This window comes from Streptomyces sp. SID12501 (genome assembly GCF_010550245.1).
GTDB lineage: Bacteria > Actinomycetota > Actinomycetes > Streptomycetales > Streptomycetaceae > Streptomyces.
The window spans coordinates 40876-53930 of record NZ_JAAGLU010000006.1 but is presented as its reverse complement, the minus strand read 5'-3'; the positions used below and the strand labels follow the sequence as shown (position 1 = coordinate 53930).

Here is a 13055-nt window from a genome sequence, read left to right as displayed (position 1 = left end):
GCAAGAGCGAGCCCCCGAAACCCCTCCCCCGGCGATCCCCCCAACCCCCGCCCGGCAGCAGCCTGTTCGGTGACGTCAAGTCCACCGATCCCGTGAGAGGGACCGTGCTCGCCACACTCACCCGGGCGACAACCCGCCGCCCGCTCACCGTCATCGCCGTCTGGGCGCTCTTCCTGCTGCTGGGGTTCGGCCTCGGTACCGGGGTCTTCGGCAAGCTGTCCGATGATGTTCCGAACGTTCCCGGGACCGAGTCCGAGGTGGCCGCCGCCTATCTCGACGAGGTGTCCCCGACCGGGGATACCCTTACCGGTGTCGTCGCCGGGCTCGCCGTGTCCGACCCCGGGCTGCGCGCCCAAGTCGAGCGGGCTGTCGCCGAGTTGCGTACCGTTGACGGTGTCGCCGCCGTGCCCGACCCGTACGTCCCCCCGGGGCTCGTCGCCGAGGACGGGCGGGCCGTACTCATCCCCGTCACTCTGAAGAGCGGGCTCTACGACGACGCCGAGGGCTCCGTCATCGATTCGACTGTCGATCGGATCGAGGCGATCGACGCGCCCGAAGTACATGTCAGCGGCGGGCCGTTGCTCGGGAAGCAGCTGGGCGGGCAGGCCCAAGAAGACGCCAAGAAGGCCGAGTTGATCTCCCTGCCGGACGTGCTCGTGCTGCTGTTCCTCATTTTCGGCGGGCTGCGTGCCGCCGGGCTGCCCCTGCTCGTCGCCGTCAGTGGTACAGCCGGCGCGTTCCTCGCGCTGTTCGCCTTCAGTCAGGTCACCCACATCTCCGTGCACGCCATCCAGGTGACCACCATGCTGGGGCTCGGACTCGCCGTGGACTACGCTCTGTTGATGGCGGTCCGCTTCCGTGAGGAGCGCCGGCACACCGACGACGTCGTCGAGGCCGTACACCGGACCGTGGCGCGGGCCGGGCGGACCGTTTCCGGGAGATGTTCGGCGACCGGGCGCCGTGGGCCGCCGCCACCGTCCTGGTCGGCATCTTCGCCCTGCTGTTCGCCTTCACCGGGTCGGTGCTGATCCCGTTGCGGACCATCGCCACGACCAGGACGGGCATCTGGCCGGTCTGCTCGGCTCCGAGCAGTTGGGCTCGCTCAGCCTGACCGCGCCGCCGCTGATCATCGCCATCGCGTTCGGGCTGGCCATGGACTACGAGCTGTTCATCCCGGCCCGGATGCGCGAGGCCCGCGCACAGAGCGGTGACGACCTCGATGCCGTGGCGACCGGGCTGCGTCGCTCCGGCCGGGTGGTCACCTGTGCCGCACTGCTGCTGGCCGTCGTCTTCGGCGCCTTCATGACGGGCGGTTTCGCGCCCATCCCGCAGATCGGGCTCGGTCTGACGCCGGCCGTGCTGATCGACGCGACGATCGTACGGATGCTGCTGGTTCCGGCGACCATGGCGCTGCTGGGACGCCGGGCCTGGTGGGCGCCGCCGCCGCTGCGCCGCGTGCACGACCGGTTCGGGCTGCGCGAGGAGGCGCCGGTCCCGGAGCGGGTGACGGCCGACGCCTGACCCCGGCGTGCGGGGCGGTCCCTGGTGGAGCCGCCCCATTGGCGTCCTTACCTGAATCTCAGGCAGCGAGCCCCAGTTTCAAAGAACAAACCCATACAGAAAGCGCACCATGCACGCGCAGCATCGATCACACCTGGTCGTTTCAGAAAGGCGTGCCGTGGGCGTTCCGCACATATCCAACCCGTCCGAGCCGAACGGGCAGGGGCCGGCCAACTGGTCCCGGCGCGGGATCCTCGCCGCGCTCGGGGCCGTACCGGCGGCCGTACTGACCGGTTGCAGCGGCTCCGCGGACGCCTCGGCGGCGACGAAGGCGAGTGCGAGCGCGAGCCCGTCCGTGAAAGCCGCCGGGAAGGCCGTCGTCACCGTCACCCCGGCCGACGGTACCGAGCACGCCGACTTCGCCACCCCCGTCGAGGTCACCGTCACCGACGGCACCCTCGCCTCCGTCACGGTCACCGGCGACGGCGGCACGCTGGCCGGGACCCTCGACGAGGCCGGTACGAAGTGGACGTCCACCGGGAACCCGTACTCCGGGACGAAGTACACGGTGTCGGCGCAGGTCACCGGGGCCGCCGCGCAGACCGCGACCTTCACCACCGCCTCGCCGTCCGCGACCTTCGTCGGGTACTTCACGCCTGAGGCCGACTCCACCTCGGGCGTCGGAATGCCGGTGTCGATCAACTTCACGGAGGCGGTCACCGACCGGGCCGCGGTCCAGAAGGCGATCACCGTGACCGCCGAGCCGGCCGTCGAGGTGGTCGGGCACTGGTTCAGCGACACCCGGCTCGACTTCCGGCCGGAGACCTACTGGGCCGCCGGCACGAAGATCACGCTCGGGCTGCGGCTCAAGGACGTCGAGGGCGCGGACGGGGTCTACGGCACCCAGTCCAAGGACGTCACCTTCCACATCGGCCGCGAGCAGATCAGCACGGTCGACCTGAAGGCGAAGACCATGACCGTACGGCGGGACGGCGCGACCACGGCCACCTACCCCGTCTCCAGCGGCGACGCCGAGCACACCACCTGGTCCGGGATCATGGTGATCAGCGAGCGGTTCAAGCAGACGCGGATGGAGTCCTCGACGGTCGGGCTCGGCGACGAGTACGACATCGGCGACGTCCCGCACGCCCAGCGTCTGACCACCTCCGGCACCTTCGTGCACGGCAACTACTGGGCCTCGACCTCGGTGTTCGGCAGCAGCAACACCAGCCACGGCTGCGTGGGACTGCACGACACGAAGGGCGCGAACGACAGCTCCGTACCGGGCTACAAGTTCTACGACAGCTCCATGCTCGGGGACGTGGTGATCGTCAGGAACTCGGACGAGGAGACGGTCGCTCCGGCCAACGGCCTCAACGGCTGGAACCTGAACTGGGCGGACTGGAAGGCGGGCAGCGCCCTGTAGAGGCTCTTCGGCCCTATCACATTCATGTCTTCATCGGGTGAACTCACCTGTGACGGAAGGAAATTCTGGGTTTCACCTCTTGACGGCCGGAGTCACCGGGAGCACATTGGGCCCACTCTGAGAGCGCTCTCAAGGGCACTCGAAGGCACCCCGCATCCCCACCCCGTACCCGAAGAGGCACCCATGAGGGACACTTCAGGCACTTCGCTCACTTCAGGCCCACCCACCGCACGTGGCCCTCTCCGTCGCGTGCTCGTCGCCGTCGGCGCCGTCCTCAGCCTCGCGGCAGCCGCCGTGACCGTGGCCCAGGCGGACGCGCCGACGCCGCCGACCGGCTGGACGCAGGTCTTCCTCGACGACTTCAACGGCACCGCCGGAACCGGCGTCTCGACCACCAACTGGCAGTATGCGACCGGGACTTCGTATTCCGGTGGCCCCGCCAACTGGGGCACGGGCGAGATCGAGACGATGACGAACAGCACGAACAACGTCTCGCTCGACGGCAGCGGCAACCTCCGGATCACCCCGGTGCGGGACTCCGCCGGCAACTGGACCTCGGGCCGCATCGAGACCAACCGCACCGACTTCCAGCCCCCGGCCGGCGGCAAACTGGCCGTCCAGGCCCGCCTCCAGGTGCCGAACGTCACCGGCGCGTCCGCCCTCGGCTACTGGCCCGCGTTCTGGATGCTCGGGGCGCCCTACCGGGGCAACTACCAGAACTGGCCGAGCGTCGGCGAGATCGACATCATGGAGAACACCCAGGGCCTCAACACCATCTGGGGCACCCTGCACTGCGGCACCAGCCCGGGCGGTGCCTGCAACGAGACGACCGGCATCGGCGGGACCACCAGCTGCACCGGCACCACCTGTCAGGCCGGGTTCCACACCTACCGCATGGAGTGGGACCGCTCGGTGAGCCCGGAGGCGATCCGCTTCTACGTCGACGGCACCAACTACCACACGGTGACCGCGAACCAGGTCGACGCCACGACCTGGGCCAACGCCACGAACCACGGGTTCTTCATCATCCTGAACGTGGCCATGGGCGGCGCCTTCCCGGCGGCGTTCGGCGGCGGCCCGGACGCGAACACGGTCTCGGGGCGCCCGATGGTCGTCGACTACGTGCAGGTGCTCCAGTCGACCACCGGTGGCAGCACGACCACGCCTCCGCCGACCGGGACCCGGGACGCGTACGCCGCCATCCAGGCCGAGTCCTACAACAGCCAGTCGGGCACCAGCACGGAGACCACCACCGACACCGGCGGCGGCCAGAACATCGGCTCGCTCGCCAACGGCGACTGGGCGCTCTACCAGAGCGTCAACTTCGGCTCCACGGCCGCCACGCAGTTCGTCGGCAGGGTCGCGAGCGGGGCCGGCTCGGGCGTGAGCGGCCTGGTCCAGGTACGCCTCGACAGCCGTACGAACACACCGATCGGCACCTTCGAGGTGGGCAACACGAGCGGCTGGCAGAGCTGGCGCACGCTCCAGGTGAACATGAGCGCGGTCACCGGCACCCATGACGTCTACCTGACCTTCACCAGCGGCCAGGTACAGGAGTTCGTGAACGTGAACTGGTTCAACTTCGGCCACTGACAGGGCTGTTGCACAACGTTGACGGAGGGGCGGGCCGGACGGCCCGCCCCTCCTGACGTCTCAGCTCAGCTCAGCTCCGCCCGGAACGCCACCGGCGTTGCCCCCGTGTGCAGTTGGAAGAACTTGGAGAAGTTCGCCGCGTCGGGAAAGCCGACGGCCACGCCCACTCGCCCGATCGGCAGGGAGGTGTGCGCCAGCAGACGCTTGGCCTCCAGGATCACCCGCTTGTCGATGAAGCCCTTGGGCGTCTCACCGGTCGCCGCGCGCACCGCGCGGACGAGGGTGCGCCGGGAGTAACCGAGGGCGTCGGCGTACGCGCTGACGCTGTGGTTGGTGGCGAAGCCCTTCTCCACCGCGTCCCGGAAGAGGGTGAACGTGGTGTCGGTCCGGCCTCCCGCCGCCTCCGCCGAACTCGTCGCGAGATGGGACAGGCGCAGCAGGAACGCGGTGAGGGAGTGGCGCAGTACCGAGGTGTGCAGGCCGATCGGGAGGGTGGCCGTGTCCTCGTACTCGCGACCCAGCTGAGCCAGGGCCGCCCGCAGAGCGGCGAGTCGGGGAGCGTCCGGGCGCAGCAGCGGGGGCAGGTCGTAGCGGTACAGGCCGGTCGCCTCGACCGTGGTCCGGGGCAGGAATCCGGGTTGCATGGTGAGGACGGTGCCGCGGTACTCGGTGGTGCGGGAGAAGCGGTGCACCTGACCCGGGCGGATCCACAGGAGGTCGCCCGCTGTCGCCTCGTATTCGGCGAAGTCGACCATGTGGGTGACCGGGCCGTCGTCGAACAGCATCACGACGTGGAAGTCGATGCGGTGGACGCGTTCGAGCGGGGCGTCGTCGTGCCAGGTGCGGTCGGGTGACATCGGGCCGACCTGCATACCCACGCCCAGGACGCTCAGATCGACCGGGAAGGGAAACGTCCTGATGCCGTCTCCGTCCGGGACGTCTTGGATGGTGTCTTGGATGGTTCTGTCCGCCATGTCCTTCTCTTGCCGTCCAGGCCTCGCCGCCTCTGTCCCACTTTCACCAAAGGGTGACACACAGGCACCTGGCCCCGTAAAAGTCAGACTTTTAAGTTTGAACACGTCCGAGCAGTTCGTCCCCCTCTATCGAGGACTTCTTGAAGATGAGTACGCAGACATCCGACAGCCTCCAGTGGACCGATCTCGACCAGCGCGCCGTCGACACGGCGCGTGTACTCGCGGCCGATGCCGTGCAGAAGGTCGGCAACGGCCACCCCGGCACCGCGATGAGCCTGGCCCCCGCCGCGTACACGATCTTTCAGAAGGTGATGCGACACGACCCCGCGGACCCCGAGTGGACCGGCCGTGACCGCTTCGTCCTCTCTCCCGGACACACCTCGCTGACCCTCTACACCCAGCTGTTCCTGTCCGGGTACGAGCTGGAGCTGGACGACCTCAAGGCGTTCCGGACGCACGGTTCGAAGACGCCGGGACACCCCGAGTACGGCCACACGGCCGGCGTCGAGACGACGACCGGCCCGCTCGGCCAGGGTGTCGCCAACGCGGTCGGCATGGCGATGGCCGCCCGCTACGAGCGCGGCCTCTTCGACCCCGAGGCACCGGAGGGCACCTCGCCCTTCGACCACACCGTCTGGGCGATCGTCTCCGACGGCGACCTGGAGGAGGGCATCTCCGCCGAGGCCTCCTCGCTGGCCGGCCACCAGAAGCTCGGCAACCTCGTCTTCGTCTACGACGACAACCACATCTCCATCGAGGGCGACACAGCGACAGCGTTCTCCGAGGACGTGCTGAAGCGGTACGAGGCGTACGGCTGGCATGTGCGGCGGATCGAGCCCGAACTCGGCGGCGACATCGACGTACGCGCGCTGTACACGGCGCTCAAGGAAGCGCAGGCCGAGACCGTGCGCCCCTCGATCATCGCGATGCGCACGATCATCGCCTGGCCCGCCCCGAACGCCCAGAACACCGAGGCCGCGCACGGCTCGGCCCTCGGTGACGACGAGATCGCGGCCACCAAGCGCGTCCTCGGCTTCGACCCGGACCAGACCTTCGAGGTAGCCGACGAGGTTCTCGCCCACGCCCGCCAGGCCCTCGACCGGGGCGCCGAGGCGCACGCCGCCTGGGACAAGCGCCTCGCCGAGTGGCGCACCGCGCAGCCCGAGCGGGCGAAGCTGTTCGACCGGGTCGTGGCAGGTCAGCTGCCCGAAGGCTGGGAGGACGCGCTGCCGGTGTTCGAGGAGGGCGCGTCCGTGGCCACCCGCGCGGCCTCCGGCAAGGTGCTCCAGTCCCTGGGCCCGGTCCTGCCCGAGCTGTGGGGCGGCTCCGCCGACCTGGCCGGCTCGAACAACACGACCATCGACAAGACGTCCTCCTTCCTCCCCGAGGGAAACCCGCTCCCGGAGGCCGACCCGTACGGCCGTACCGTCCACTTCGGTATCCGCGAGCACTCGATGGCCGCCGAGATGAACGGCATCGCGCTGCACGGCAACACCCGCATCTACGGCGGCACCTTCCTCGTCTTCTCCGACTACATGCGTAACGCCGTACGCCTGGCGGCGCTGATGCAGCTGCCCGTGACGTACGTCTGGACGCACGACTCCATCGGCCTCGGCGAGGACGGCCCCACACACCAGCCGGTCGAACACCTGGCCTCCCTGCGCGCCATCCCGGGCCTGAACATCGTCCGCCCTGCCGACGCCAACGAGACGGCCGTCGCCTGGGCCGAGATCCTCAAGCGACACGCCACGAACCCGGCCCCGCACGGCCTGGCGCTCACCCGGCAGGGTGTACCCACGTACGCCCGCAACGAGGATGCCGCGAAGGGCGGTTACGTCCTGCGGGACGCCTCCACCGGCACCCCGGACGTCGTCCTGATCGCCACCGGTTCCGAGGTCCAGCTCGCCGTCGCCGCACGTGAGGCGCTGGAGGCCGAGGGGGTGGGTACGCGGGTGGTGTCGATGCCGTCCGTGGAGTGGTTCGAGGAGCAGTCCGCCGAGTACCGCGCGAGTGTCCTTCCGCCGTCCGTGAAGGCGCGCGTGGCGGTCGAGGCGGGCATCGGTCTGACCTGGTACCGCTACGTCGGTGACGCAGGACGCATCGTCTCCCTCGAACACTTCGGCGCCTCCGCCGACGCCAAGACCTTGTTCGCCGAGTACGGCTTCACCGCCGAGAACGTCGCCCGGGCGGCCAGGGCTGTACTCAATTCAACTACCGGTCTCGCCGCAGCCCGTGGTTGATCCGCACGCCAGAAGGAAGATGATCACAGTGACCACCGAAACAACCGCCACCGCGGGAACACTCGAGCGCCTCTCCGACGAGGGCGTCTCGATCTGGCTGGACGACCTCTCCCGGGGGCGCATCGCCTCCGGCAACCTCGCCGCGCTCATCGACACCCATCACGTGGTCGGCGTGACCACCAACCCGTCGATCTTCCAGGCGGCCATCGGCTCCGGCGAGGGGTACGAGGAACAGCTCGCCGACCTGGCCGTGCGCGGCGTCACGGTCGACGAGGCCGTACGCATGATGACCACCGCCGATGTACGGGCCGCCGCCGACATCCTGCGCCCGGTGTACGACGCCACGGGCGGCCGGGACGGCCGTGTCTCCATCGAGGTCGACCCGCGTCTCGCCCATGAGACCGCGGCGACGATCGCCGAGGCCAAGCAACTGGCCTGGCTGGTCGACCGGCCCAACGTGATGATCAAGATCCCGGCGACGAAGGCGGGCCTGCCCGCGATCACCGAGGTCATCGGCCTCGGGATCAGCGTCAACGTCACGCTGATCTTCTCCCTGGAGCGCTACCGCGAGGTCATGGCCGCCTATCTGGCCGGCCTGGAGAAGGCACAGGCCGCGGGCATCGACCTGGCCTCGATCCACTCGGTCGCCTCGTTCTTCGTCTCCCGCGTCGACTCCGAGATCGACAAGCGCCTGACGGTGCTCGGCACGGACGAGGCCCTCGCCCTCAAGGGCAGGGCGGCGCTGGCCAACGCGCGACTCGCCTACGAGGCGTACGAGGACGTCTTCGGCGGTGACCGCTGGACCGCCCTCGGTGGCGCCCACGCCAACAAGCAGCGTCCGCTGTGGGCCTCGACCGGCGTGAAGGACCCCGCGTACAAGGACACGCTGTACGTCGACGAGCTGGTCGCGCCCGGCACCGTCAACACGATGCCGGAGGCCACCCTCGACGCGACCGCCGACCACGGCGACATCCACGGCGACGCGGTGAGCGGCGGCTACGCCCAGGCCCGCGCCGATCTCGCGGCCGTCGAGGGGCTCGGGATCTCGTACGACGAGGTCGTGAAGCTGCTGGAGGACGAGGGCGTCGCGAAGTTCGCGGTCGCCTGGGACGACCTGCTGACCGCCGTCACGAAGTCGCTGGACAGCGTGGGCAGCAAGGGAGCTGACGGGGAATGAGCGCCGAATCAACCGTGCTGGAAGCTGTCGCCGAGGGCGACTGGGACAACCCGCTGCGCGATCCCGGCGACCGCCGTCTCCCCCTGATCGCGGGCCCGTCCGGGCTGGTCATCTTCGGGGTGACCGGTGACCTGTCCCGCAAGAAGCTGATGCCGGCCGTCTACGACCTGGCCAACCGGGGCCTGCTCCCGCCGGGCTTCTCGCTCGTCGGTTTCGCCCGCCGGGACTGGGAGGACGAGGACTTCGCTCAGATCGTCCACGACTCGGTGCGCGACCACGCCCGTACGGAGTTCCGCGAGGAGGTCTGGCAGCAGCTCGCCGAGGGCATGCGGTTCATCCCCGGCGACTTCGACGACGACGCGGCGTTCAAGCAGTTGCGCGCGGCCGTCGAGGAGCTGGACGCGTCCCGGGGCACGAGCGGCAACTACGCCTTCTATCTCTCCGTACCGCCGAAGTTCTTCCCGAAGGTCGTCCAGCAGCTGAAGAAGCACGGGCTGGCGAACGCGCCGGAGGGTTCCTGGCGGCGTGGGGTGATCGAGAAGCCGTTCGGGCACAACCTGAAGAGCGCGCGTGAGCTGAACCGGGTCCTGCACGACGTGTTCGACCCGGAGCAGGTCTTCCGGATCGACCACTACCTCGGCAAGGAGACCGTCCAGAACATCCTGGCGCTCCGCTTCGCCAACCAGATGTACGAGCCCGTCTGGAACCGGTCGTACGTCGACCACGTCCAGATCACGATGGCCGAGGACATCGGCATCGGCGGCCGGGCCGGCTACTACGACGGCATCGGGTCGGCGCGCGACGTGATCCAGAACCACCTTCTCCAGCTGATGGCCCTGACGGCCATGGAGGAGCCGATCGCCTTCGACGCCGAGTCGCTGCTGACCGAGAAGCTCAAGGTCCTGAAGTCGGTGAAGCTGCCCGAGAACCTGGGCGAGCACACCGTGCGCGGGCAGTACGCGGCGGGCTGGCAGGGCGGTGAGCAGGTCAGCGGCTACCTCGAAGAGGAGGGTATCGACCCGCAGTCCAGCACCGACACGTACGCGGCCGTCAAGCTGGAGATCGACAACCGCCGCTGGGCGGGCGTCCCCTTCTATCTGCGGACCGGCAAGCGGCTGGGGCGGCGCGTCACGGAGATCGCGGTCGTCTTCCAGCGCGCCCCGCACTCCCCGTTCGACTCCACGGCCACCGAGGAACTCGGCGCCAACGCGATCGTGATCCGCGTCCAGCCCGACGAGGGCATGACCGTGCGCTTCGGTTCCAAGGTCCCGGGTACCTCGATGGAGATCAGGGACGTCACGATGGACTTCGCCTACGGCGAGTCCTTCACGGAGTCAAGCCCGGAGGCGTACGAACGGCTCATCCTGGACGTCCTGCTCGGCGACGCCAATTTGTTCCCCCGTCACCAGGAAGTGGAAGAGTCCTGGAAGATCCTCGACCCGATCGAGGAGTACTGGGGCACGCACGGCAGGCCCGCGCAGTACTCCTCGGGCAGTTGGGGCCCGGAGGAAGCCGACGAGATGCTCGCACGAGACGGACGGAGCTGGCGCAGGCCATGAAAATCGACCTCACCGACACCACGGCAAGCAAGATCAACAAGGCACTGGTGAAGGGGCGGCGCGCGATCGGCACCCCTGCCGTGGGCATGGTCCTGACGATGGTGATCGTCACGGACGAGGAGAACGCCTACGACTCGATCAAGGCGGCCGAGGATGCCTCGCACGAGCACCCCGCGCGCACCCTGGTCGTCATCAAGCGGCACGCCCGCAGCCCGCGCGACCGCACCAAGTCCCACCTCAACGCCGAAGTGCGGGTGGGCGCCGACGCCGGCACCGGCGAGACGGTCATCCTGCGGACGTACGGCGAGGTGTCCGACCACGCGGACTCCGTCGTCCTGCCGCTGCTGCTGCCGGACGCGCCGGTCGTCGTCTGGTGGCCGGTGAACGCCCCCGAGGTGCCCGCCAAGGACCCGCTGGGCGCGCTGGCCCAGCGCCGGATCACCGACATGTACGCGGTCGAGCAGCCGCTCGTCGCACTGGAGGCCCGGGTTCGCTCGTACGCGCCCGGCGACACCGACCTGGCGTGGACGCGCCTCACCCCGTGGCGCTCGATGCTGGCCGCGGCCCTCGACCAGGCCCGTACGAAGATCATCTCGGCGGCTGTCGAGAGCGAGGCCGAGAACCCGAGCGCCGAACTGCTGGCCCGCTGGCTCGGCGCTCGCCTGTCGGTGAAGGTGGACCGCGTCGTCACCGCGGGGCCGGTCGTCACGGCCGTCCGCCTCGGCACCGACAAGGGCGAGATCGTCATCGACCGCCCCGAGGGCCCGCTCGCCACGCTCACCCTGCCAGGCCAGCCCTCCCGCACGCTCGCGCTGAAGGTGCGGCCCACCTCCGAACTCATCGCCGAGGAACTGCGGCGCCTGGACGCCGACGAGATGTACGCCATCGCTCTGCGGGGCGACGGCACCAAGGAGACCTCAAGTCATGTCTGACTCCCCCAGGCTCACCAGGCGCCCCGAGTGGACCGCGTTGGAGGACCACCGCGCCGACGCGCTCCTCCATCCGCAGCTGCGTGAACTGTTCGCCGCCGATCCGGGGCGCGCGGAGCGGTACGTCGTGCGGGTGGGCGACCTGCACATCGACTACTCCAAGCACCTGATCACGGACGAGACCCTCGCCTTCCTCCAGGAACTCGCCACCGCCACCGATGTGTTCGGTCTGCGGGACGCCATGTTCCGCGGGGACCGCATCAACATCACCGAGGACCGGGCGGTGCTGCACACCGCGCTGCGGGCGCCGCGCGGCGCGGTGATCGAGGTCGACGGCGAGAACGTCGTCCCGGCGGTGCACGCGGTGCTGGACCGGATGGCCGGCTTCGCGGACCGGGTGCGCTCGGGTGCGTGGACGGGTCACACGGGCAGGCGTATCAAGAACGTCGTCAACATCGGCATCGGTGGCTCGGATCTCGGTCCGGCGATGGCGTACGACGCCCTGCGGGCTTTCACGGCGCGGGAGTTGACGTTCCGGTTCGTGTCGAACGTCGACGGCGCCGACCTGCACGAGGCGGTCCGCGACCTGGACCCGGCGGAGACGCTGTTCATCGTCGCGTCGAAGACGTTCACGACGATCGAGACGATCACGAACGCCACCTCGGCCCGCTCGTGGCTCCTCGCGGGTCTGGGCGGCGACGACAAGGCGGTCGCCAAGCACTTCGTGGCGCTGTCGACGAACGGCGGGAAGGTCGCCGACTTCGGGATCGACACGGACAACATGTTCGAGTTCTGGGACTGGGTCGGCGGGCGGTATTCGTTCGACTCGGCGATCGGGCTGTCGCTGATGATCGCGATCGGCCCGGACCGGTTCCGGGAGATGCTGGACGGGTTCGCGCTCGTCGACGACCATTTCCGGACCGCGCCGGCGGAGAGCAACGCACCTTTGCTGCTGGGCCTGTTGGGTATCTGGTACGGCAACTTCTTCGAATCCCAGTCGCATGCCGTACTGCCCTACAGCCACTACCTGTCCAGGTTTACGGCGTACCTTCAGCAGCTGGACATGGAGTCCAACGGCAAGTCGGTCGACCGTGACGGCAACCCGGTCGAGTGGCAGACCGGGCCGGTGGTGTGGGGCACGCCCGGGACGAACGGGCAGCACGCCTACTACCAGTTGATCCACCAGGGGACGAAGCTGATCCCGGCGGACTTCATCGGCTTCGCCCAGCCGGTCGCGGAACTGAGCGACGGACTCAAGGGCCAGCACGACCTGCTGATGGCCAACTTCTTCGCGCAGACACAGGCGCTGGCGTTCGGGAAGACACCGGACGAGGTGCGGGCCGAAGGAGTGCCGGAGGAACTGGTCGCCCACAAGACGTTCCAGGGCAACCACCCGACGACCACCATCCTCGCGCGCGAGCTGACACCGTCCGTGCTGGGCCAGTTGATCGCCTTGTACGAGCACAAGGTGTTCGTACAGGGCGCCGTCTGGAACATCGACTCCTTCGACCAGTGGGGCGTCGAGCTTGGCAAGGTCCTCGCCAGGCGCATCGAGCCCGCGCTCACCGAAGGGGCCGATGTGCCCGGCCTCGACTCCTCCACCGCCGCCCTCGTGGCCACGTACCGCACTCTTCGTGACGCTCAGGAAGTGAACTGA

Annotated in this window: 8 protein-coding genes and 1 pseudogene; 8 read left to right on the top strand and 1 reads right to left on the bottom strand. The window is 69.1% G+C overall.

Annotated elements, in window-relative coordinates; all coding sequences use genetic code 11:
* Positions 1 to 104 precede the first annotated feature (104 nt).
* The 3 genes and pseudogenes from G3I71_RS08400 (at position 105) to G3I71_RS08390 (ending at position 4519) form a co-directional block, all read left to right on the top strand.
* Positions 105 to 1521 (top strand): annotated as a pseudogene (locus G3I71_RS08400) (MMPL family transporter).
* Between the two features lie 157 nt (positions 1522 to 1678).
* A complete protein-coding gene (locus G3I71_RS08395) occupies positions 1679 to 2926 on the top strand; it encodes an Ig-like domain-containing protein (RefSeq protein ID WP_164313311.1) in 1248 nt (415 codons plus the stop codon).
* 183 nt (positions 2927 to 3109) lie between these two features.
* Positions 3110 to 4519 carry a glycoside hydrolase family 16 protein gene (locus G3I71_RS08390; RefSeq protein WP_164313310.1) on the top strand — a complete coding sequence of 470 codons (1410 nt, stop codon included), beginning with the start codon at positions 3110 to 3112 and terminating at the stop codon, positions 4517 to 4519.
* 65 nt (positions 4520 to 4584) lie between these two features.
* Here G3I71_RS08390 and G3I71_RS08385 read toward each other — a convergent pair whose 3' ends face one another.
* A complete protein-coding gene (locus G3I71_RS08385) occupies positions 4585 to 5493 on the bottom strand; it encodes an AraC family transcriptional regulator (protein ID WP_164313309.1) in 909 nt (302 codons plus the stop codon).
* Between the two features lie 146 nt (positions 5494 to 5639).
* On the opposite strand from G3I71_RS08385, the gene tkt reads away from it, so the two are divergent.
* From tkt to pgi, 5 genes are read left to right on the top strand one after another with little or no spacing between them, the layout of a single operon-like run.
* On the top strand, positions 5640 to 7733 hold the full coding sequence (gene tkt, locus G3I71_RS08380) for a transketolase (protein WP_164313308.1): 2094 nt from the start codon (positions 5640 to 5642) through the stop codon (positions 7731 to 7733).
* A gap of 19 nt (positions 7734 to 7752) precedes the next feature.
* Complete coding sequence (gene tal / locus G3I71_RS08375; RefSeq protein ID WP_164313307.1) at positions 7753 to 8910, top strand: transaldolase; 1158 nt, start codon at positions 7753 to 7755, stop codon at positions 8908 to 8910.
* Positions 8907 to 10469 (top strand): glucose-6-phosphate dehydrogenase, encoded by a 1563-nt coding sequence (zwf, locus tag G3I71_RS08370; protein WP_164313306.1) that lies wholly within the window; start codon positions 8907 to 8909, stop codon positions 10467 to 10469. The genes tal and zwf overlap by 4 nt, the downstream gene beginning before the upstream one ends.
* Positions 10466 to 11401, top strand: a complete 936-nt coding sequence (gene opcA / locus G3I71_RS08365; RefSeq protein ID WP_164313305.1) for a glucose-6-phosphate dehydrogenase assembly protein OpcA — start codon at positions 10466 to 10468, stop codon at positions 11399 to 11401. Before zwf ends, opcA begins: the two co-directional genes overlap by 4 nt.
* Positions 11394 to 13055: a glucose-6-phosphate isomerase gene (gene pgi / locus G3I71_RS08360; RefSeq protein WP_164313304.1), complete on the top strand. Its 1662-nt coding sequence runs from the start codon at positions 11394 to 11396 to the stop codon at positions 13053 to 13055. The genes opcA and pgi overlap by 8 nt, the downstream gene beginning before the upstream one ends.

Coding starts and splice junctions, on each gene's coding strand:
- G3I71_RS08390 (WP_164313310.1), top strand. CDS start 3,110: ATGAGGGACACTTCAGGCACTTCGCTCACTTCAGGCCCACCCACCGCA.
- G3I71_RS08385 (WP_164313309.1), bottom strand. CDS start 5,493: ATGGCGGACAGAACCATCCAAGACACCATCCAAGACGTCCCGGACGGA.
- tkt (WP_164313308.1), top strand. CDS start 5,640: ATGAGTACGCAGACATCCGACAGCCTCCAGTGGACCGATCTCGACCAG.
- tal (WP_164313307.1), top strand. CDS start 7,753: ATGATCACAGTGACCACCGAAACAACCGCCACCGCGGGAACACTCGAG.
- zwf (WP_164313306.1), top strand. CDS start 8,907: ATGAGCGCCGAATCAACCGTGCTGGAAGCTGTCGCCGAGGGCGACTGG.
- opcA (WP_164313305.1), top strand. CDS start 10,466: ATGAAAATCGACCTCACCGACACCACGGCAAGCAAGATCAACAAGGCA.
- pgi (WP_164313304.1), top strand. CDS start 11,394: ATGTCTGACTCCCCCAGGCTCACCAGGCGCCCCGAGTGGACCGCGTTG.